This is a genomic window from Aminobacter anthyllidis, assembly GCF_018555685.1.
In the GTDB taxonomy this organism is placed as follows: Bacteria; Pseudomonadota; Alphaproteobacteria; order Rhizobiales; family Rhizobiaceae; genus Aminobacter; species Aminobacter anthyllidis.
This window is the reverse complement of the sequence record NZ_JAFLWW010000003.1, coordinates 19,377-40,368: the sequence shown is the minus strand read 5'-3', so window position 1 is coordinate 40,368 and position 20,992 is coordinate 19,377. Positions and strand designations below refer to the sequence as shown.

General features: G+C 60.3%; 20 protein-coding genes. 13 read left to right on the top strand and 7 right to left on the bottom strand.

Translation table 11 applies throughout. The features are described 5' to 3' along the window. Positions 1–2: 2 nt before the first annotated feature. The 6 genes from J1C56_RS09795 (at position 3) to J1C56_RS32850 (ending at position 5,642) form a co-directional block, all read left to right on the top strand. The gene (locus tag J1C56_RS09795) at positions 3–275 is read left to right on the top strand and encodes a DUF6522 family protein (RefSeq protein ID WP_214388455.1); all 273 of its coding nucleotides are present in this window, start codon (positions 3–5) and stop codon (positions 273–275) included. Between the two features lie 401 nt (positions 276–676). Beyond that, a complete protein-coding gene (locus J1C56_RS09790; RefSeq protein WP_214388453.1) occupies positions 677–1,471 on the top strand; it encodes a hypothetical protein in 795 nt (264 codons plus the stop codon). Between the two features lie 333 nt (positions 1,472–1,804). Then, the gene (locus J1C56_RS09785) at positions 1,805–2,521 is read left to right on the top strand and encodes a toll/interleukin-1 receptor domain-containing protein (RefSeq protein ID WP_214388451.1); all 717 of its coding nucleotides are present in this window, start codon (positions 1,805–1,807) and stop codon (positions 2,519–2,521) included. Positions 2,522–3,233: 712 nt separating this feature from the next. Beyond that, positions 3,234–4,172 carry a GHMP family kinase ATP-binding protein gene (locus tag J1C56_RS09780; RefSeq protein WP_214388450.1) on the top strand — a complete coding sequence of 313 codons (939 nt, stop codon included), beginning with the start codon at positions 3,234–3,236 and terminating at the stop codon, positions 4,170–4,172. Beyond that, positions 4,162–5,196, top strand: coding sequence for a PLP-dependent cysteine synthase family protein (locus J1C56_RS09775; protein WP_214388448.1), 1,035 nt, complete (start codon positions 4,162–4,164; stop codon positions 5,194–5,196). The genes J1C56_RS09780 and J1C56_RS09775 overlap by 11 nt, the downstream gene beginning before the upstream one ends. Next, entirely contained in the window at positions 5,130–5,642 is a 513-nt protein-coding gene (locus J1C56_RS32850; RefSeq protein WP_246591293.1) for a helix-turn-helix domain-containing protein, read from the top strand. The genes J1C56_RS09775 and J1C56_RS32850 overlap by 67 nt, the downstream gene beginning before the upstream one ends. A gap of 139 nt (positions 5,643–5,781) precedes the next feature. On the opposite strand, the gene J1C56_RS09765 is transcribed toward J1C56_RS32850, so the two are convergent. Next, positions 5,782–7,053 (bottom strand): threonine synthase, encoded by a 1,272-nt coding sequence (locus tag J1C56_RS09765; RefSeq protein ID WP_214388441.1) that lies wholly within the window; start codon positions 7,051–7,053, stop codon positions 5,782–5,784. Positions 7,054–7,280: 227 nt separating this feature from the next. On the opposite strand from J1C56_RS09765, the gene J1C56_RS09760 reads away from it, so the two are divergent. From J1C56_RS09760 to J1C56_RS09745, 4 genes are all read left to right on the top strand, one after another. Continuing rightward, positions 7,281–7,511, top strand: coding sequence for a helix-turn-helix domain-containing protein (locus tag J1C56_RS09760; RefSeq protein WP_214388439.1), 231 nt, complete (start codon positions 7,281–7,283; stop codon positions 7,509–7,511). A 167-nt stretch (positions 7,512–7,678) separates the two neighbouring features. Next, entirely contained in the window at positions 7,679–8,407 is a 729-nt protein-coding gene (locus J1C56_RS09755) for a helix-turn-helix transcriptional regulator (RefSeq protein ID WP_214388437.1), read from the top strand. Positions 8,408–8,471: 64 nt separating this feature from the next. Then, positions 8,472–9,089 carry an acyl-homoserine-lactone synthase gene (locus J1C56_RS09750; protein ID WP_214388435.1) on the top strand — a complete coding sequence of 206 codons (618 nt, stop codon included), beginning with the start codon at positions 8,472–8,474 and terminating at the stop codon, positions 9,087–9,089. A gap of 66 nt (positions 9,090–9,155) precedes the next feature. Continuing rightward, a complete protein-coding gene (locus J1C56_RS09745) occupies positions 9,156–9,671 on the top strand; it encodes a GNAT family N-acetyltransferase (RefSeq protein WP_214388433.1) in 516 nt (171 codons plus the stop codon). Positions 9,672–9,769: 98 nt separating this feature from the next. Here the strand turns inward: J1C56_RS09745 and J1C56_RS09740 are convergent, their stop codons facing one another. Next, on the bottom strand, positions 9,770–10,096 hold the full coding sequence (locus J1C56_RS09740) for a DUF736 domain-containing protein (RefSeq protein WP_184771220.1): 327 nt from the start codon (positions 10,094–10,096) through the stop codon (positions 9,770–9,772). Between the two features lie 712 nt (positions 10,097–10,808). On the opposite strand from J1C56_RS09740, the gene J1C56_RS09735 reads away from it, so the two are divergent. Then, on the top strand, positions 10,809–11,333 hold the full coding sequence (locus J1C56_RS09735; RefSeq protein WP_214388425.1) for a hypothetical protein: 525 nt from the start codon (positions 10,809–10,811) through the stop codon (positions 11,331–11,333). A gap of 384 nt (positions 11,334–11,717) precedes the next feature. On the opposite strand, the gene J1C56_RS09730 is transcribed toward J1C56_RS09735, so the two are convergent. From J1C56_RS09730 to J1C56_RS09710, 5 genes are all read right to left on the bottom strand, one after another. Beyond that, a complete protein-coding gene (locus tag J1C56_RS09730) occupies positions 11,718–12,644 on the bottom strand; it encodes a DUF2493 domain-containing protein (RefSeq protein ID WP_214390176.1) in 927 nt (308 codons plus the stop codon). 319 nt (positions 12,645–12,963) lie between these two features. After that, positions 12,964–13,179, bottom strand: a complete 216-nt coding sequence (locus J1C56_RS33625) for a hypothetical protein (protein ID WP_420797388.1) — start codon at positions 13,177–13,179, stop codon at positions 12,964–12,966. A gap of 267 nt (positions 13,180–13,446) precedes the next feature. Further along, positions 13,447–14,493: a DUF7146 domain-containing protein gene (locus J1C56_RS09720; protein WP_214388423.1), complete on the bottom strand. Its 1,047-nt coding sequence runs from the start codon at positions 14,491–14,493 to the stop codon at positions 13,447–13,449. 361 nt (positions 14,494–14,854) lie between these two features. Further along, a complete protein-coding gene (locus J1C56_RS09715) occupies positions 14,855–16,951 on the bottom strand; it encodes a ParB/RepB/Spo0J family partition protein (RefSeq protein WP_214388421.1) in 2,097 nt (698 codons plus the stop codon). A 164-nt stretch (positions 16,952–17,115) separates the two neighbouring features. Then, positions 17,116–18,312, bottom strand: coding sequence for a DUF932 domain-containing protein (locus tag J1C56_RS09710; protein ID WP_214388419.1), 1,197 nt, complete (start codon positions 18,310–18,312; stop codon positions 17,116–17,118). 251 nt (positions 18,313–18,563) lie between these two features. Here J1C56_RS09710 and J1C56_RS09705 point away from each other — a divergent pair, with 251 nt between their 5' ends. Both J1C56_RS09705 and ctaD read left to right on the top strand, forming a co-directional pair. Then, on the top strand, positions 18,564–19,019 hold the full coding sequence (locus J1C56_RS09705) for an SOS response-associated peptidase family protein (protein WP_214388417.1): 456 nt from the start codon (positions 18,564–18,566) through the stop codon (positions 19,017–19,019). A gap of 196 nt (positions 19,020–19,215) precedes the next feature. Further along, on the top strand, positions 19,216–20,988 hold the full coding sequence (gene ctaD / locus J1C56_RS09700) for a cytochrome c oxidase subunit I (RefSeq protein WP_214388415.1): 1,773 nt from the start codon (positions 19,216–19,218) through the stop codon (positions 20,986–20,988). Positions 20,989–20,992: the final 4 nt, after the last annotated feature.

Genomic DNA, 20,992 nt, shown 5'->3' with positions numbered 1-20,992 from the left:
GGATGAAGCTCGAGCCTGACCAGACCGGAGACTATGTCCTGGAGCCAGCATTCCTGGCGCAGCGGCTTTCCATTAAAGAGAACGAACTTCAACGACGAATGCGCCTCGGCCTCGTAACCAGCCGGGTGGAGTGCGGCATCGACGGCGACAAGGGCCGAAAGCGCCTGACCGTGCGCAATCGAAACTCGGTCTGGCGTGCCATCGTCGATGCCGACAACCGTATCGTCAGTGAGGAGTCCTTCGAATTGGGACAAGCTTCGGCGGTGGCAAACTGACACCACCAATCTCTTCCGCGGCGCCAATCAAAGTCCGTTCACCTACAAGCAGGAAATGAAATCATGAACGATCAACATTCGGGCAGTACTCTCGTGCCGATGCTGGTCGCTGGCCTGGTGCTGGTGACCGTGGGCTATGCGGTGATCATGATGTTCGTGTGAACCGTCATCGGAAAGGCTCGCTATCTAAGATCTGAGCGCCGAAGCTGTCGGTCTCCTGTCGGCCCCAACTTGGAAGTCTCCTGACTGGCTGCGGTTTCGCTTAGTGTGAGGGGTCCGAGGCGCGCTCCAATGCTCCACAAATAGCGTCGTTCGCGGTTTCTTTCTAAATTGCCCAGTCGCTTCGCTTCCTTGGATAGCGCGTCCGAAAATCAGAGCCTATATTATGCCCGTGAGGGCTCATGGGCTATTTTACTCGACCTTGGTGGAAAAGAGCTGCAATTCGGGTAGCGCTTCGTAGTCGACCGCCGCAGCAGCAGGATATCTTTGCTGAGGCACCGCGCGATCAGGACTTCTTCCACATCTACCTGCACGACCGGGCAGGCGTGAGGCGCTTCATCGTTCGAGAAATGAACAATGAAGGCGTTCCGGGGCTTTGGTTTGACGACCCGCGAGGACAGCCTCAGGAGCGTCTCGTCACCAATGATGAGTTGAAGGGGATGGCGGTATCGTTCCTGCACACTTACCACTCTGCCCGCTTCACCTACACCACACCACTATCGTTATTCCGGGCTTTGTGGACGTTCTACCCCGCCCGCTCGGTCTGGTGGGACAATATGCTTCAGCGCCAGTTCAACCAGACGGAACTGGTGCGCGGTGATCGTATGAGAGTGCTCAGGCACTTCGTTCAGAAGAACATTGAAAAACCGGACTATCACGCCAGCGTCGTGACGGTGATCGCCGACATCTACACCAGCCGGTCGGTCCTACACCCTCGGTACGACCAGACCGAGAGTCACTATTCGATGATACTCGACTCGCTGGTTCATTCCGGCGACCTCGCTCGAAACGGTGCCACCTACTCTATGAAAGACTTGGCGGTGGCGACGCTGGAGAACATGGAGGCCGAGAAGGAACGTCACGACGACAATATCCGACAGCAGAGTCGCATCGGTTGGCTGACCGCAGCGCTGATTGTCCTAACCATCTTGCAAGCAGGTATTGCGGTCTGGGGTGAACTTACGCCAGACCCGTGACCGTCCAAACTGATCCAGCAAACAACGGCTGAACCTCCAGACCCATCACAGTGAAATTTCTCCTACGCTTTAGCGGCAGACTTTCGCTCTTCTCGGCAAAGAAGACTTTCCGCTTTTGGCCCGCTTCAGTCGGACAGCAAGGCGCCTCGTCTCGATCGATCGAACGAGCTGCAATCATTCCTCCAAGCCGCCTCAGGCGCCGAGAGATTATTAAAGCGGTTCTAAATATAGTTCGCATCTTCGCTAATGATCTAAAACGGATAATCTGCGAATCATATTCTTTGCGAGGCTGGCTAGATTCGCCCGCGTGGGCCTGAGGAAGTTATCGATCACATGGCAAGATGCACGGCACCGAGAGAAGGCCATCGGTCAGCGAGCGCAGCGGCAAACTGTCCTGCATGTCGTGGCCGCTCGCGCTACGGCTATGGCTACAGTAGCGGGTACTCGTCCCCGTCCTATTCGTCGCCTTCCGACTACTCCTCACCGGCAAGCGGTGGAGGCGGTCGAAGCAGCGGAGGTGGGACTGGCCGTGTAAAAGCGAGTTGGGCGAAGCCCGGTTCGGTTGTATTCTACACCCCTGCGGAAGTGCGGGAGCTCACCCCCGTCCGGGCCAACGTTGAAGAACTAGCCTCCACGCGACCGGAACTCCGTGACGTCTTCCTCTGCCATGCTTGGGACGATCGACAGAAAGCTGCCAAAGAACTGAACGACCTTCTTGAGGCACGCGGAGTCCGGGTCTGGTTCAGCGAGAAGGACATTGGCTTAGGCGAGCCGTTCATGCGCTCTATTGACAAGGGATTGGCGAGTTCGCGAGTGGGGATTGTGTTGGTGACTCCCGCTATGCTGAGTACCCTCCCTAAAGGGGGTGTCGCCGACAGGGAACTTTCGGCACTACTGGCGGGCGAGCGACTTGTGCCCATCGTGCATCAGACAACGTATGACGCTCTCCGCGAAGTAAGTCCGCTACTGGCCTCGCGAAACGGGCTAAACACGGCGGAGTCCACGATGGCAGATGTAGCGGCGAAGCTGGCCGAACTGGTCACAGTCTAGGCTGAACCGGGGAACGGCGACCTCACCGGGACCGGAGGTCAAACTCGTCGTCCTTTTTTGGAACGTATCCCATTAACTTCAGGCTGACCGTGTCCGACGATCACTTACGCTCAACGCGCTGAGAATCCGATTGTAGCTAGTGTCCGCTCAACAGCCGCCACGCTACAAGCGGCCCCGGCAAGCCGAATGCCAGGTAACTTTCGAATGGCGGGTTTCGGGTCGCGGCAAATTGGGCAGAAAGACCGCAACGGGGGTCGCGACCGGAACGGCCGCTATTCCATAACCTCATCCGCGAAGCCGACGGACCGTTCCCGGCCCCTAGACGGACATCCCAGTCCGCGAAGCGTCGCGGATTTGAGGACCAACGGCCGGTACGCCTGTACGGTGCCGGCGCAAAAGGAAGCAGCGCATAAAGCGAAGACATCGGCACGTCTGACAGGACAACAATGCCGGGATGATGTCGGAGCAAATTCGCGGCCACTTCGATCGGTTAGCAAGGCGACCTAAGGAGGTTCAGCATGCGCCACGCAGGAGGAACCGGGACTGATCGCCTCCGACGAATGGTCAGCTTGCATAAGCAAGGCCTTCACATTTACTGAGAGTCCCGGCGTAAGGCCGGAGCTTTCCAAGTCAATACCAGTATCCTGGAAGTGACGTACTGGAGCGGCAGTCCCATCATTCGAACAGAGTCTGGTTGTTCGGAGACAGGGCTATGGCAGACGCCGGCGACGATCGCCGATTGGGGCTGGGAACGCTGGCCGATGGGCATGCGATCGCGCATCACGGCGAACTCCTTCAGGGGGTATTTGAGGACGATCATGGCCGCTTCCACCGCGGCCTTGTAACTCTCCCAATTGATAGCCTTCGGTCCACTGCATGGATCGTGCTCGATGAGAGCGGCGATTTTTGTGTCGAGCCGCCCAGCCGGGTAAAGGCGTTACGTGCTGCGCAACTGGCGTTGGCGCATCTCGGGTATCCATCCCTTGGCGGGCGTCTCAAGATCGAGAGCGATATTCCGGTGGGGCATGGCTATGGCTCGTCCACGGCCGATGTCATTGCTTCAGTGCGAGCGGTGGCAGCCGCCTTGGGCGCGAGATTGCTACCCTCGACGAGCAGTCGGTTGGCGGTCGCCGCTGAAGTCGCTTCAGATGCGATCGCGTTTGAAACTGAGGCGTTGCTATTCGCGCAGCGGGAAGGGGGGGTGCTCGAGCACTTCGGCGGTTCGTTGCCGCCGTTTGTCCTCGTAGGTTTCAAGGGAGATACTACTGCTAGGATCGATACGCTCGAACTAGTGCCGGCAAGGTACAGCCGTGAGGAAATCCAGCTCTTCCGCGTTCTTCGAGCAATGGTCGCACGTTCTGTGCACTATCAGGATGCGCACCTGCTTGGCCAGGCGGCGACAATGAGCGCCCGTATCAGCCAGCGGCACCTCCCCAAGCCATATTTCGATGTCGTCGTCGATATCGCAGCTCACTATCAAGCTTACGGGATCCAGGTGGCGCATAGCGGGTCCCTTTTCGGGCTTATGCTCGATGCCAAATCCGCCAGCCGCGAGACTATTCATACAATCATCGCTGCATTGGGAGATCGCGGATTTCAGGACATCGGCATCTTCCCAATCAATGTGGAGGAGGGCACTCATGTCCTTTGACGTGGACTACTTCAGGGCGCTGGAAACTCCCCGTCTTGCTCGGCTTGGCCCAAACGTCGTTGCGGCGGCATTCCCTCTAATGAAGCTGATGCCAGCTCGCTTCATCCTCGATCAGGCCGAAAAGTCGGGAGAGCTGAAGGCCGGCGCCCACATTGTTGAGACAACCTCGGGCACGTTCGGCATGGCAGTAGCCCTGCTAGCTGCAGCGCGTGGATTCCAGCTCACTTTGGTGACTGCGGCAACCTTGATCGACCGAGCTTATCAGGAAAGGCTGGAACGATTGGGCGCGAAGGTCGTCGCACTTGCGGACGAGCGGGGTGATGGGAACCAGACTGGTAGATTGGCACATCTCAGGGCGGTCATGGAGAATGAGCCGGACACTTTCTGGACGCGCCAGTATGACAGTCCGGGCAACTGGCAATCCTATGCCCGCCTTGCCGAACTGTTCGTTCGTTCAGTAGGCCAGGTTGATTGGCTTGTCGGTTGCATTGGCACCGGAGGCTCGCTGTGCGGGACCGGCACTTTCCTGCGCCAGGTTTATCCGCATCTGAAGATTGCCGCTGTCGACACGCATCGCAGCGTGCTGTTCGGGCAGCCCTTGGGCAAGCGAATGCTGCGCGGGCTAGGCAACAGTGTCATTCCGGCAAATGTCCGGCATCATCTGGTCGACGAAGTACACTGGGTTGGTGCCTATGCCGCCTATCATTCCGCTCATTCGCTCTTTCGCAATCAGGGGATATTTATGGGGCCGACGAGCGGAGCCGCGGGGCTCGTCGGCGAATGGATCGGCCGAACCAACCCGGATTCAGTCGTCGCGGTCATCATGCCCGACGAAGGACATCGTCATTCCAACACGGTCTATGACGACAAATGGTTGGCTGCACTCCCAGGTTGGCCGTGTGCCCCCGTTCGCGGACCCGAAACCCTTGTCACGATCGAGCCGCGTGACGAATGGGAATGGACAAGGTTCGCGTGGTCGAGAAGATTGCTGGACGAAGTTCCGCGGCCAGTAGCAACAAGCTAAATCAACGCAACGGAAAGTCTCAGCCGTGTTCCGCTCGCCAGGAGCTGTTCCACTTAACCAGTGCGATCCAGCTGGAGCTTGGTGGCTGCCGGATGGAACATTCCGAGGGGGCAGTTGAAGCTGCCCGGAAGCCATATGTCGTGGCTGCTGGGGATTATTGCCGACGAACTATCTGTTGCCATCTCCGCTCAATGTACATTCGGCAAGTTCGCGCGATGAACCTTCGTAATGTATTTGGTCTGAATCTGCAGCGCCTGCGTCGCGAGCGCCGGTTGTCGCAAGAGCAACTGGCTCATCTTGCCGGTTGCGCCCGGGCCTATCTCAGCGGGGCTGAAGCTGGGCGCCGCAATGCAACCCTCGACATGGTAGAGGCGCTGGCGATGGTGCTGGAGGTGAAACCTGCGGACTTGCTGAAGGATCCGGCAGTGGGGCGGGAAACGAGATAGTTGTTGAGCAGCAGTCACAATCGAACCTCGCGGGGAATGGAAAGGACGCGGTTCGACTGGTCAAGGAGATTGCTGGAAGACACTTTGCCAACGCCACTCGGGCACGGCTGAACATCTGTAATAGGACGTCTATCAAGTCTCAGGCAGCAGCCGGTTCTGCGCCGTGTCTCCCGGTTGCCCACTGCCACGCGGCCTCGACACTCTCAAATGGAGCTGGGGTGGCGGCCGGATTGGCTGAAATGTCGAGGTCCTTGAGACCGGTGGCAGTCACAACTGCCACCACCCGATCCCCTGGCGTTATGATCTGCCGATCACGCAAATCCCGGATTGCGACCAGAGGTGCAACCGAAGCCAATTCCACGAAAAGACCTTCTCTGGCAGCCAGCGTCTTTTGCATGCGGATCAGCGCCTGGTTGGAAACGCAGACGGCGTGGCCCCCTGTTTCACGAAGCGCCTTCACCGCCTGGTATGTGCTGCGCGTCGTGCCAATCGATAGAGCGATTGTTTCGAAAGACGGTTCCTGTTCTTCGATGCGGTCAAAGCCATTCTCGATGGCTTTTGAAAGCGAGCCATGCACTTCAGCGGCAACCAGCCTTGGTACTCTTGCGATCTTTCCCCTGCTACGCAGGTCGTGGAAGCCGGCCGCTACTCCTGCGAGGGCGTCCCCATAGCACACTGGAAGCACGCACCAGTCAGGCAGATGACCGTCCGCCTGCTCCGCAATCTCATAGGCGATCGTTTTGTATCCTTCGATGCCAAGCGGGTGACTGCCGACGACGGGGTGCTGATAGGGGGAGGTGACAAACCAGCCAAGACGATCAGCAGCCCGCTCAAGAAGTTTCCACCTGTCGTTTTTGTGGGCCATCGGGATCACGGAAGCCCCATAGGCATGGATCTGCGACAACATCGGGCCAGCGGCTCCGGCAAATGTCGCGACAACACAGCCGAGCCCAGATTTGGCTGCGTAGGCCGCCAGCGATGCCCCGGCATTGCCTGATGACGCCGTCGCCAGCACCCTTGCCCCTTGATCGCGCGCCATCGACACTGCGACTGTGGAAAATCGATCCTTGTGTGAGCCGGTCGGATTGCGTCCCTCATCCTTGATGAAGAGCTGTGGGACGCCCAAAGCTTCACCGAGTCGTTCTGCTGGCAGCAGTGGGGTCAAACCTTCTCCCAAGGACACCACCGGACCGCTCGGGCGCGGCAGATATGATCCGTAACGCCAAAGCGAACTGTGGAGAACGCTCCCCACGGCATGGTCGTCAACCGCATCGGCGCCGCGCGAATAGATCGGTTGGAGGTTTGCAGGGGCTTGTTCAACGCACCTGGGACAGCCTCTGGAATCTATTCTGATGTCGCTTGCATGTTCGGAGCCACATCGGATGCACCTGTATCCGGAAATAGTCGCCATGTGGTCGAAAGCTCCGTCTACGACAATAATTCGCTGTCGGGTGGCATGAGGAAAGGCGCTCCGAACGCTGCTTGCAGCATCAGGCTGCTAGCGACTGTCCAGACGCCTCTGGGGCCTTGTCTCGGGTCTGAATCTCGCAGCCGATCAAACAGCATATTCCGCGCGTGTCAACGAAAATGTGCACTATAGTGCGTTGCATTATAGTGCACATTCGGCAAATTCACGCGATGAACCTTCGCAAAATATTCGGTCTGAATCTCCAACGGCTGCGCCGGGAACGGCGCTTGTCGCAAGAGCAATTGGCTCATCTCGCCGGATGCGCCCGTGCCTATCTCAGCGGTGCTGAAGCCGGGCGCCGCAATGCGACACTCGACATTTTGGAGGCGCTGGCCACGGTGCTGGAGGTGGAGCCTGCGGACCTTCTGAAGGATCCGGGAACCAGGCCGGAAACAAGGTAGCGCGCTGCTGTGGCGGGCATTCAAGCGAAATGCTTTCAAGCGCCGGCAAATGAAAACTAGAGTTAGCAATCTGCATGCAAAACGCTGAATTCGCCTGACGAGGCTGAACTGCCCTGCCATCATCGATGCGGGCTGGTTGCATATTCAGCGGTTTTGGAGCGTGGGTGATGAACCCCGATGTGTTCGCAAGGCTCACAGGTGCGCTCGCGAGAATAGACGCCGCAGTTGCACCAGCGGACGTTTTGAAAGAACTGCTTGGCATCCTGCGTCCCTTCGGCTTTCGTCATCTGCTCATAACGGGCCTGCCTTCACCGCAGATTGGACCGTGGCAGCGCGAAATCCTTTATGACGGTTGGCCAGTGGAATGGCTCAAGCATTACCTTGCCAGCGAGCATTTCTCTCAAGATCCTTGTGCTTCGCGCAGCCGCTTGGTTGGCCAGCCCTTTGTCTGGCAAGACTTGTCGCCCAAGGGCATGACCGGTGGGCAGTTGCGCGTTATGGGCGAGGCCGCAGAGTTCGGACTGAGGAATGGTTTGTGTGTTCCTGTCCATGAGCCTCGAAGAGCTCCTTCGGTCGTGACCGCTGCGGGCGAACGTGTCGAGGTTTTGCCCGAAGACATTCCAATGCTTGAAACGGTATGCGTGCATGCCTACCGAGCGCTTCGTCGGCTGCGTGACCAAGGTGAGCAATCACGTCAGATCAACCTGACTGATCGAGAGCGAGAAGTTCTGACATGGATAGCAGCCGGCAAGGCAGCTGAGGATGTAGCTTGCATTCTTGGGATTTCGAGGTTCACGGTCGAGCGACATCTGAGCAACGTCAGAGATAAGTGCGACGCGGTAAATACGATCCAGGCGGCTATGGAAGCCGTGCGGCGAGGGGAAATCTATCCCTGACAATACCAGAAAACCGGAATAGTCCGGCCTGGGCAGCTAGGGTACGCGTCCTCTGGTGCGTACCATGTTCAAGCTTCATATCGTCGATTGGTCGAACCGCCGGACTTATCAGGATCATCTCGAACGCTATTTTCGCATTCGACATGAAATCTACGTCATTGGCCGAAAATGGCAGCAAATCGACAGGCCAGTTCCATTGGAGATCGACGCGTTCGATACCAGGGACGCAATCTACCTGCTTGGAATAGACGGCAGCGGAAACATAGCCGGTGGGTCTCGTCTGGTGCCGACGACGAAACCGCATTTGCTTTCGGATGTTTTCCCAATGCTTGCCAGAGGTGCACCGCCGAGGGACGCCGATCTCTATGAATGGACGCGATTTTTCATCGCGCCATCTTTGCGAATGACCGCTCGATCGTCACAAGCGGCCGGCATCGTATTATGCGGGCTTCTCGAAGCATGCCTGAGGTTGGGGGTAGGCAAGCTGAGCGTCGTGTGTGAGGACTTCTGGCCTGCACGGCTGGAACAGCTTGGCTGGTCGGTTACTCGCCTTGGCGAGGTCCTTGATCATCCTGACGGCAGGATCGTCGCTCTTCTCATCCAAATTAGCTCAGACGCGTTGCAGTCCACACGTGTCTTCTACGGTCTTGGGGACACCAGCGCGCTGGTGGGGACTGAATAGTATGCGTCTGGACCCAGAAATCACGCTGCAACCACTACAGCGAAACAGCCCTGTCGGTGCGGGCGCATGAAGATCGCTCTCAAACTGCTCCATATCGATGAGATTGCTTCGGTGACAGGCATCGAGCTGGACGAACACGACGAAGACCTCGCTGGCGGCAGCATGACGACGATCTACGAGAGGCTGAGGAGGCGGCCCGAACTGAGTTCGTGCCATCCATTCATCGTGACGGTGGAATGCACGACAGTGGGTTTCGTGATGCTGCGCGAGGGACCAGCGTTGCCGTACTGGGCAAAACCGGGTGCAATCAGCCTGCACAACTTCCGCATCAGCCGAAAGGCACAGGGGAGGGGCTTTGGCACCGCGGCCATGGCACTTGCCGCGGTTTGGATAGCTGTGCATCGTCCAGGAAGCTCTTCCCTGACACTAAGCGTAAATGAGGATAATTCGAGCGCGCTCCGCCTTTACCGCCGCTGTGGTTTTGAGACTTCTGGTCATTTCGTGGGGCGGTTGGGGACGGAACTCGTCTTGTCGTGTGATGTGTCCGAGCTTTTGAAGAAGTATGTTGCTGGTCGGCATTAGCCGAGACGTACCTGTCTTCCCCGGGGCAGGCGACCATGTTGCCATTGTCTGTCGGGGAAAGGGCCCCGCCTGGATTATCCGGGCGGGGCCGGCAGGGCTTACTCGCCTTTGCGGCGACCCGGGCGAGACCAGATGAGGCTGTAGCCGTCACCGTCCTCGTCGTTGAAGAGGTTGGCGAAGATGGGAGCATTGAAGCTCGGGTCATCGAGCTTGAGGCCCAGATAGTCGCGGCCCTCGTTGGAGCGCTTGGTCCAGGCGGCACCGATGTCGGCGCGGCCGACGAAGACCCGGTGGCTGGGAGCGTTGTCGCCGGTGGTGCGGGTTTCGGGGACGATGCGGACGCTGCGGGCCTGAACGCTGAGGGTGACGATTTCGCCGGTGAACTCGTTGTTGGCGGACTTCTTGAAGGTGCCGATGGTAGCCATGGTAGTTCTCCTTGATCCAGTCTGTTTCGAGTCCGCACCATTGCGGTCTCGATGGTGATCGACAGGCTGGAGGCGATCGGCGGCGCACCCATGGGACCGAAGCGTAAGCGGAGGATGGCGCTGGCGCGACTTTGTTGCCCGCGAGGAATGGCGCGCAGCGGCAGGGGAAGAAAGTCGCGATAAGCCATTGCGCCGAAGGCGATCAGGCGAAGCCGGCCCCAGGCAAAAAGCACCCATCGATGAGACCGCTTTGGTGCACGTCAGTGTGATGGATCAAGGGGCAGCTCCGGCAACCTCGTGCCATCCTGATCTCGCGTCGCCAACACTGCGCCCCGTGCGCATCGTTCGAACTCTGCATGACCGGCCATTTCAAAGCTTCGTCAAATGCGTTCGCGCCACGTGCCAACACCACTCGAGTCTCTGGGGTCTATGGCTGCCGCTGCTGCCGTCGCTCGATATGGCCGAGAAGGCCCGGTGAGGCTGGGGCTCCTCCAGAACTCCAGCTGATGGCCGGACTTACATGCTGCTCTCTTTGCGCAAACCTATGACGATGAAGGGTGGTGACGTCTCGCCCAGAGTGTTCTGGCCACCGTGTCGTTGAACTGGCGCCATTGCCCAGCAACGTGCAGATCGGCTGCTAATGGGTGCTTCACATTCGAAATTGTTTTGGACAATATACTTGCCGTGAGTTTCACAATGTGGCGGATACACAATGGCTGCTTACGACGAAGTGCGTGCGAAGATAATCGCATCAGGGATTGAGGTAGTTTCACATCCAGATCGCGCATTCATGTTGACCATCCGACGCAAGAAGGATGTCAGCAAAGAGCATCAAGATGCCTCTGATCAAGCCATTTTCGAGAGAGCGTTCAGTGACAAGCCTGATCGCGCGTATTCGACCAAGAAGAAGATCTTGGCGGAGGGAGATTCATGGGTAAATATATTTACAGATATCCCAGGGCAGCCTGACACCTTCGTCGATGTGATCGCCAGAAAGTACTATGTGAACAATATTGGCTGGCCTGGAGATACGTTTCGAGAGACGTTCGGGGCTAAGCAGTACAAGCAGCCGCTGAGCGCGGGAACGTTCGATTTCTTCGTCTTTTCGGGTGGCGGGGTCGACTTCTTTGGCGGCGACGCCATGAAGAATTTTGCGCGCCCATATAGCGAAGGGGCGGCTCCAAAGACGCCAAAACTTATGTCAAGGATGAGTTCGATTACTTTCTCCGTGGAGTAGCCCGCGATTATCGCACCGTTCTTCGCGAGACGATAACGTGAAGTGCACCGAAGCGTACCAAGCTTGTCATGCATGGATACGACTATTTCATCCCAAAACCCGGGGGGCAGTATCTAGGGCGAAGGTTTGAGGAGTTGGGGTTTGACACCGTCACTCGTTTGCCCCGCGAAATAGTCAAGGTTCTCGTGGACCGCTTCTACGATGCGCTACTAAGCGTTGCCAACGGGAGCGGAGGGCGGGCGCTGGTCGTGGATTTCCGAAACACCATCGGCCGACTTTGGCATGATGAGATTCATCCAAATGATAGCGGGGCCAGGAAGCTGGCCAGTCGAGCGGCTAACAAGATGGGACTTATCTTGTTAGCCGGGAAGCTAAGAGCGGCGCTCATGTGCCACTGGGTCTCATGACGGGGATCCCGAGCTTGCGAGCCTTGTCTGCGAGATTGTCCTGAATTCCGGTGCCGGGAAACCAGACCACGCCGATCGGCATCGCCTCGAGCATTGCGTCGTTGCGTCTGAACGGCGCTGCCTTGGCATGCTTGGTCCAGTCAGGCTTGAAGGCGATCTGCGGAACCTTGCGATGGCTGGCCCATTTGGCGGCAATGAGCTCGGCGCCTTTCGGGCTTCCGCCGTGCAACAGCACCATGTCAGGGTGCTTGGCATGGATCTGGTCGAGTTTGGTCCAGATCAGGTGATGGTCGTTGAAGTCGAGCCCGCCAGAGAAGGCAATTTTGGGGCCGGGTGGCAGGAGCGTCTCGTTCTCGCTGCGCCGCTTGGCGGCAATGAAGTCCCGGCTGTCAATCAGCGCTGCAGTAAGGTTGCGATGATTGACCATCGAGCCAGTGCGCGGCCGCCAGATCGAGTGGGTGGAGCGTTCGAACTGTTCGGCTGCCTGGTCGCGCATCAGCTCGAAAACATTGCGCCTCTCTAGAACGGTTTGACCCTGTGCTGTCAGGCGTTCGAGTTCGACCGATTTCACCTCGGACCCATCCTGTTCGCGCTGGAGGCGGTGCTGGGCGACTTCGTTGTCGTCGAGCTCGCGTTCAATTCGACCGACGGCGCGATGAAAGAGGTTGACCGTGCCCCAGAGTAGTTCTTCGAGGTCAGGTTCGAGGCGGGTATCGGAAAGTGAAACCACGAGGGCGTCGAAGATGTCGGCAATGCTGCCAGAGACGACGTGGCCTTCGGGAAGTGGGCGTGGGTCAGGTTCATCCTCGAAAGGGCGGTAGCCGTAGAGCTGGAGTTCCTGGAGGACATGTTCGGTCGGGGAGGTGTGGTGCGGTTCGTTCGCCGTGTCGTGCTCTTCGGTCATGGAAGTCTTCCTTCGCTCGTGGCCACACCCAGCGCGGCCTTCTTGGCGACGAAGGCGTCGGCCGGGATGGACCTGCACCTGGAGCGCAGCGGAAGGCCGGAACGCAGTGGAGGATGGTGACGGCCGACGATTTTGTTTCGCGATGGAAAGCGCCTCATCGAGGCGCTCCGGAAAATCGTCGGACGACGCCATTGCCTGTCCGGCACGTCTGACGCCCGATCGCCCTCTCGAAGGCCGTGGATGTGGCCTCGCGGTGAAGGCTGGCCTCCGTCACGCGACAGCTCACGATGCTGCGGTACCGCCCTCGATCCCCTACCGGTCAAACGGCCGCCGAGGACATGAAGCGTGCGACGTCCTGTGGAGCGACCTGCAGCTTCAACCTCGCGGTCAATGCGTCGAGACCGAGCAGCCTGAGATCTTCGTTGAAATCGCCAAGCCGTGGCGTGAGGATGATAGTCTCGATGCCGACCACCCCGGTGCGCTCGAGCAGTGTTGCTATCGCTTTGTCGCCTGCCGGATCGTTGTCGCGCGCGATGTAGAGCCGGCGTAGCCTGTGCGGAAAGATGATCGCAGATAGGTGTGCGGCTGAAGCGCCGCCATCGAAGCCACTTGAGGCATGGCGGATCTGACAGACAATGCCGTTTCGATGCCTTCGCCGGCCACAGGCGGCAAGACCCGCCAGTGCCCACTGTGGCCGGAAACCAAACGAGTTCTGGCAGACGAGATCCTCGGTCGCTCGGTCGATGACGCCGTATTTGTCAGTAGGCTCGGAGCGCCCTTTACTCGCTTCGGAGTCTATCGCCTACCTGCCCATTCCCTTGAAAGTGAAACAATCGCCATCCTGCGGTGCGAGCTGGGTGCGCAGTGTCCGTCGAAGCGCGCGGACGCCGAATGTGCGCAGATCCTCATTGAAGTCGCTCATCCGCGGAGACAGGGGGAGCGGCTCAATGCCCGCAGCTTCGGCGCGTTCGGTCAATGCCGCGAGCGCCGTGTCGCCTGCGGCGTCGGCGTCACGGGCGATGTAGAGCCGACGCAGCGTCGGCGGGAGCAGAAGGGCTGCAAGGTGGTTGGCCGAGAGCGCGGCCGCCATCGGCATGGCCGGCAACGCACAGTGCAGCGACAGCATCGTCTCGATGCCTTCGCCGACAGCGAGTACGTCGTCGGCCGCACCAAAGCGGACGGCATAGCCGAGGAGACCGCCCATGGCTCGGCGCGGCGTGTCGATCGGCGCCTTCCCGGAACCGTCGCGGGCAAGCCAGGTGCGATGCGCGCCGGTGATCGTCCCTTCGAGATCGGTGACAGCGGCGGCCATCGCTGGCCATGTCTCGGTCGGGCCGTCGCCCTCAGGTCGATAGTAGCAGCGCGGATGGAATCGCAGGCTGTCCGTGCCGCGCAGGGTCCTGATGCCGCGGTTGCGCAAATAGGTGTCGACCAGCGTGCCATTGATCGGCTGCGACATGGCGAGTAGCCGCCGCGCCGCTTCGGGCGATCCGGCGGGGACAGGTGTGCGAACAGATGTCGGAGCCTGGCGGAGTTCGGGCTGCGGCAGGCTCAGAAAGCGCCGCGCCTCATCGGCGACATCGCGGAAATCGAGGAGCCCGCAGCTCTTGCGGATGACGTCGAGGAGATCGCCATACTCGGCTGAGGCGGCGTCGGTCCAATGCCCGGCGGCACCGGGACCGGATTCCGGCCCACTGAGCCGCACGAACATCGACCGGCCGGGCGTATTGCGCACATCGCCCACCGTCCAGTAGTGGCCCCGGCGTCGACCATTCGACAGATAGTGCCGGCAGACCGCCTCGGCATGCCGAGCCAGGCGGCGAGACAGTTCGGAAGCGTCGCGGGGCATCACGAGACCTCCCGCGCGCTGACATTATGTTGCGTAGAAGCCTTCGATCGCCTGTAGGACAGCGCCCCATCGCAGGGGCGCAACATAACACTCGGCACACCATATTCGGTCCACTTCCCGGGCGGTCCCTTGGAGGAGTCCCTGAGCCGGACGAACATCGACCGGCCCGGTGTATTGCGGACATCGCCAACGGTCCAATAGTTGGCCTGGCGGCGGCCATTGGGAAGATAGTGCCGGCATACCGCTTCGGCCTGGTCGGCGAGGCGACGCGCCAGTTCATGCCCAGGTTCTCGCATGATGACCTCCTGCAGAGAAAAAGGCCCGCCGTTGCCGGCGAGCCAGTTGTGAGGGTCATGGGAGGCTATTCGGCCGCGATGGTCATTTTCGCGACATCGTCATCATCGGCGACCCTATCATCTTCGGCCACAGTCGTTTCGCCCTCTGCGCCCGCCGTTTCTTCGACGTCAGCGTCGGACGGCGCCACGGCGAGTTCGGTCGCCTGAACCGGGGCGCGGAGCGGTTCGGGCAGCCAACCGATATCGGCGAGCAGGGTCTCGGCTTCCGTCGCCATGTCGCCCTTCTTCAGGTGACCGATCCTGTCGGCGACGCGCTGGCCCTTCGCCTCGACAACCGCTTGGAGGATACGCGCCTTCGTCACGCGACCAAGGAAAGTGTCGACTGTCGGTTTCCATCGTGGAGCCATGTCGAGGTCGACGGCCTCCGCCAGCTTATCGGCATGCGCAAGTGCACGGGGCCGGCGGTTCCAGGCTTCGTGGACCGCGTTCACCGATAAGCTGACGACATGGGCGAAGAGCGCCGCACGGCTGTCAGTGTCCCAGTCGCCGAGCGCGTCCCATAAGTTAGTGGAGGCCTTCGGCAACGCCTTGGCCCAGTTTTCGTGTCGGGCGCGGATGGCCTCGGCCGAGACGCTGTCGTTCAGCCCCGGCGCCTGGGTCCCAAAGCTGACGGTCTTCAGGTCCAGCTCAAGGCAACTATCCGAGCCATACTGGTAGAAGACCTTGAGCGTCAGAGCGTGCAGAGCCGCACGAAAGGCAACATCGGGATGCTCGCCGAGGGCGTGCCGAAGCCCGAGTGTCCGATGTGCCGTCAACTCCGTCATCAGGCGGTCGGAGATGGGCGACAGACCTTCGTCCTCCTCAGGCTCGGTGGTGGCTTCATCGTTGGCACCGTCAGCGGCGTCGGGAACCACACCGGTCGGCGATCCTTCGCTCGTTAGCTTGCCGTCGGACGCATCGGCCTCGGACGCGAGCGGCGCTTCGTCTTCGGGCCGGACGTAGCCGCGATCCACGCGCAAGCGGCCGTCGCCGGCGATGCTGATGAACGCGCCGGCGCGAGCGATTTCCTCGAGATCGAAGGAAAGTGGTCGTTCGCCGAACGCCTCCAACGCAGTCTCAAGTTCGCCGAGCCGCTCGTCGACCTCGTCCGGCAACTCGTCGGCGCCCTCGTGCTCCGCGACCATGCGGTCGAACTCGGCCTTGAGGGCGTCGCGCGTGGCTTCCTCCTCGGCCGTCAGGGGTACGGGTTCGCCATGCAGGCGGCGGAGACCATAGGTGTGGCCATAGGCGAAATCGGGCGCCACCTCGGTCCACTTCCAGCCTTCTGTGGCGATGGCCTCGGACTCGGTCCTGAGCTTGCTGGCCACCATTTGTTCGACCAGTGGGACATGCTGCAGCCAGCCGCCATCATCACCTTCGAAGAGGTCGCGCAACACGGTGCCGCCGGCTTCAACATAGGCGTCGATGCCGATGAACTGCGCCCGCTTGTCGGAGCCGCGGATGGCGCCTTCTGTGAGCATACGCCGGATGGTATGGGCCGATTTGTCGTAGGAGGTCTTGAGGCGCTCGAACACCTGCTCCTGGCGCTCATGGTCACCCGAGACGGTGAACGCCTCGAGCTGAGCGAGCGTCATGCCGTCTTCGGCATAGACATCCAAGAGCGCAGGTGAGACCGACGCGAGTTTCAGGCGCTGCTTGACCACATTGACCGAGACGAAGAAGGTCGCCGCGATTTCCTCCTCGGCTTGGCCTTTCTCCCGCAGGGTGAGGAAGGCCCGGAACTGGTCGAGCGGGTGCAGCGGCGCACGCTGAACGTTCTCGGCCAGCGAATCTTCCTCGGCGATGCCGCCCTCGCGGACGACACAGGGGACCGGCGCACTCTTCGCTAGGCGCTTCTGCTTGACGAGCAGTTCGAGTGCCCGGAAGCGTCGGCCGCCGGCCGGGACCTCGAACATGCCGGTCTCGGCCCCAGCCTCGTCGATGACGGGCCGAACGGTGAGACCCTGCAGGATGCCGCGGCGGGCGATATCCTCGGCCAGTTCTTCGATCGAGACCCCGGCCTTGATGCGCCGGACGTTCGACTGGCTGAGCACGAGCTGGTTGAAGGGAATATCGCGCGAGGGCGACAGGACGATGGTGGGCTTCTTCTTGGCGGTAGCCATGGGGATTTACTCCGCGACGGGCGGCCGGGAACCTCTCTCGACCTCCTAACCCGTCACGAAGATCGGCACCGCCCTCTCACTCTGGGGACGGCGCCGCACACTCGACTATCCGGAAAGGCACAGAGCCGGAAACACGGAGAACCGCATTGCCGGCTTTGCGGAATTCAGGCTGCCCGATCGAGCAACTTCTTGGCCTTGGCCTCCAGGTCGAGACGGGCATCCTGATGCGGCTTGTCGCGCGCCACGGCGGTGATGCCCTGGACGAAGTCGAACACACTTTCGGGCTTGTGCCCCTCTTCGGCGAGCACGATGTCGACGATCTTGGCCGTCTCGGCCTTCGAGAACCCGCGCTTACGCAGGAAGTCCGCGCGATCGTCATCGGTGCGGGCGACGATCTTCTCCCGCGCAGCCCGGATGCCGTTGATGAAGGGCATGGGCGAGGAATTGGCGAAGCGGGTCAGCGCAGGCGCCGCCTGATGCGCGAAACGCGAGGCAGCGTTTTTGGAATGCCGGATGGTGATTTCCTCGAAATCTTCCACGCCCCAGAGATTGCGGTTCTGGCACACGGCACGGAGATAGAAGCTGGCCATGCCAAGTGTCTTCGCCCCAACTTCCGAATTCCAGCAATAAAAGCCCCGGAAATAGAGATCGGGCGAGCCGTCCGACAGCCGTCCGGCTTCGATCGGGTTGAGGTCATCGACCAGGAAGAGGAAGACGTCCCGATCGGACGCGTAGAGCGTGGTGGTGTCCGACGTGATGCCGACACGGGGATTGTAGATGCCGGTGGACCAGTCGAGCACGCCCGGGATCTTCCAGCGCGTATCGCCGGTGCCGTTGCCGGCGATCTTCTGCACTGCCGCCACAAGCTCGTGATCATAGATGCGGCCATAGTCCGGACCAGTGACGGCACGGAGCTCTACACGGCCATCCTCGACTTCGAGCGTCTTCACCTGTTCGGCACGGTGCGATGTCAGGCCATATTGCAGGTTGATGCCGGCGAGTGGCGCCGGGAGCTGGCGCAGATAGGTGGCGGGCGCGCCCACGATGCTCGCGAGTTGGCCGAAGCTCCAATGTGTCGGTGCGACGGGCTTGTCGGCGCCGGGCAGAGCAAGGGTCAGCCGCTCGGCATCGTCACGACTGGCCTCGACACGGATTGCGGCGGTTTCCACCGTGCGGGTCCGGCTGCGTTCCGAACGGCTTCGCACCGACGCCATGAGGTCCGACAAGGACAGGTAGCGTTCGTCGGCGGGGCGGTTGAACCACTCCGACGATACGCGGGCGACCCTCTGACCCCGGGCCACATCCACCTTGTAGCCGCTGCGTTCGTCGCGGCCGGCATCGATAGTCACTGTATTGGTCATGAGACTTCTCCATGACAGGCGCCGCGAGAACCTCTCTCTCAGCCTCAAACCCGTCATGGACTTCCAGTCGGACCTCTCACTCTCGGGGCTGGAGCCGGCCATGGTGGGGAGACCTGGCGCCTGCCTGATTGCGTCAGGGATCGAAGCCCGCAGGGAGAAGACCCGCGCAGCGGGGCTGAGCGCGTCGAGAGCCCGACCCGAAGGGTGACGCCCACCTCGAATTCATCCGTGTTCCCAGATAAGCTGGCCACATGTGCAATGCTTACGAACAGCACGTGAAGTGGGTCGAATACGTCCAGATGATGCAGGCGCTGGAATTGAACATTCCAACGCAGCAGACCGGCCTCGATCTTCGTCAGGCTGACGACATCCGCATCAGTGATATGGCACCGGTGATGCGAGCGACGGCGAACGACAATGAGATCGAGCTGACGCCGATGAATTTCGGGCTGCCGTCGGAACAGCCCAAGCGCGGTCCGGTGTTCAACTTCCGCTCCGATGGTCGCAGCTTTTCCAACAGCAAACGCTGCCTCATTCCGGCCTCCGGTTTTTTCGAGTTCACCGGCACGAAATACCCGAAGACAAAGCACACATACATTGCTTGCGCGAGAAGGGTCTCTATTATCGCTGTAGCATCCAAATCGCAATTCGCGGGCGCACCGATACGATCCTGGCAGGTCAGGCGAGAAATCGGTTTGACCTTTTAAAAGTTGTCATCATGCTGAACTATCTCGACAACGCGTGACCGACGGAGGACGATGCGTAGCGCAGAAGCGCACCAGAACGGATCTCAACGAGGAGACCAAGGTCGGCGCGGCCGAGTCTGAGCATGGTGACGAGACGGCAAAGCTTTGGCACAATGAGGTCTGAGCGCTTTAAGCCTCATCGGAAGGATGTGAAGTGATGGTTGATGTCCCAGCGCGCACGGCCGAAACCGATCAGCCTGCGGAAGTTCCGGAGGTCGAGCTCTACCATCCGCACAGCTGGTGGACGAAATACGTCTTCTCGCAGGACGCCAAGGTTATCGCGATCCAGTATTCGTGCACCGCACTTGCCATCGGGCTCGTCGCACTGGTGCTGTCCTGGCTGATGCGGCTGCAACTCGGTTTTCCCGGCACCTTCGACTTCATCACGCCCGAGGCCTACTACCAGTTCATGACCATGCACGGCATGATCATGGTGATCTACTTTTTGACTGCCTTGTTCCTCGGCGGTTTAGGCAACTACCTCATCCCGCTGATGGTCGGCGCGCGGGACATGGTGTTTCCCTACGTCAACATGCTGAGCTACTGGATCTACCTGCTTGCCGTGCTGGTGCTGGTCGCGAGCTTCTTCGCGCCCGGCGGGCCGACCGGAGCGGGCTGGACGCTCTACCCGCCGCAGGCGATCCTTTCGGGCACGCCTGGCGGCACGGGCCCAGGCATCATCCTGATGCTGGTGTCGCTGATCCTGTTCATCATCGGCTTCACCATGGGTGGCCTCAACTATGTCGTGACCGTGCTGCAGGGGCGCACGCGCGGCATGACGCTGATGCGGCTGCCGCTGACGGTGTGGGGCATCTTCACCGCCACCGTCATGGCGCTGCTGGCCTTTCCGGCACTGTTCGTCGCCTCCGTGATGATGCTATTTGACCGCGTGCTTGGCACCAGCTTTTTCATGCCGGCAATCGTCGAGATGGGCGAATTAAAGCCGCTCTCCGGCGGCAGCCCGATCATGTTCCAGCACCTGTTCTGGTTCTTCGGCCACCCCGAGGTTTACATCGTTGCGCTGCCCGCTTTCGGCATCGTCTCCGACCTGATCAGCACCCATGCGCGCAAGAACATCTTCGGCTACCGCATGATGGTGTGGGCGATCATCGGCATCGGCGCGCTCAGCTTCGTCGTCTGGGCGCACCACATGTATGTCTCGGGCATGCATCCCTATTTCGGCTTCTTCTTCGCCACCACTACGCTGATCATCGCGGTGCCCACCGCCATCAAGGTCTACAATTGGGTGCTGACGCTGTGGCGCGGCGACATCCACCTGACCATCCCGATGCTGTTTGCGCTCGCCTTCATCGTCACCTTCGTCAATGGCGGGCTGACAGGCCTGTTCCTCGGCAATGTGGTTGTCGACGTGCCGCTGTCGGACACGATGTTCGTGGTCGCACACTTCCACATGGTGATGGGTGTGGCGCCGATCCTTGTCGTCTTCGGCGCGGTCTATCACTGGTATCCCAAGATGACCGGCCGGATGCTCAACGAGTGGATGGGCCGGTTCCATTTCTGGGTCACCTTCATCGGCGCCTATCTGATCTTCTTCCCGATGCATTATGTCGGACTGGTCGGCGTCCCCAGGCGTTATCCCGAGCTCGGCGACACGGCCTTCATCCCGCCGTCGGTGCATACGCTGAACGAGTTCATCACCGTCGCCGCTCTCACCGTCGGCTTCGCGCAGATGGTGTTCCTGTTCAATCTGTTCTGGAGCATCCGCCACGGCAAGGAAGCGGGCGACAATCCGTGGCGGGCGACGACGCTGGAATGGCAGACGGCGGGAACACCGCCGCCGCATGGCAATTTCGGCAAGGAACTGCCGGTCGTCTATCGCTGGGCCTATGACTATAGTGTGCCGGGCGCGCCAGAAGACTTTATTGCCCAGAACGATCCTGGGCCGGACAAAGCGGCGATGAACTCCTGAGCGA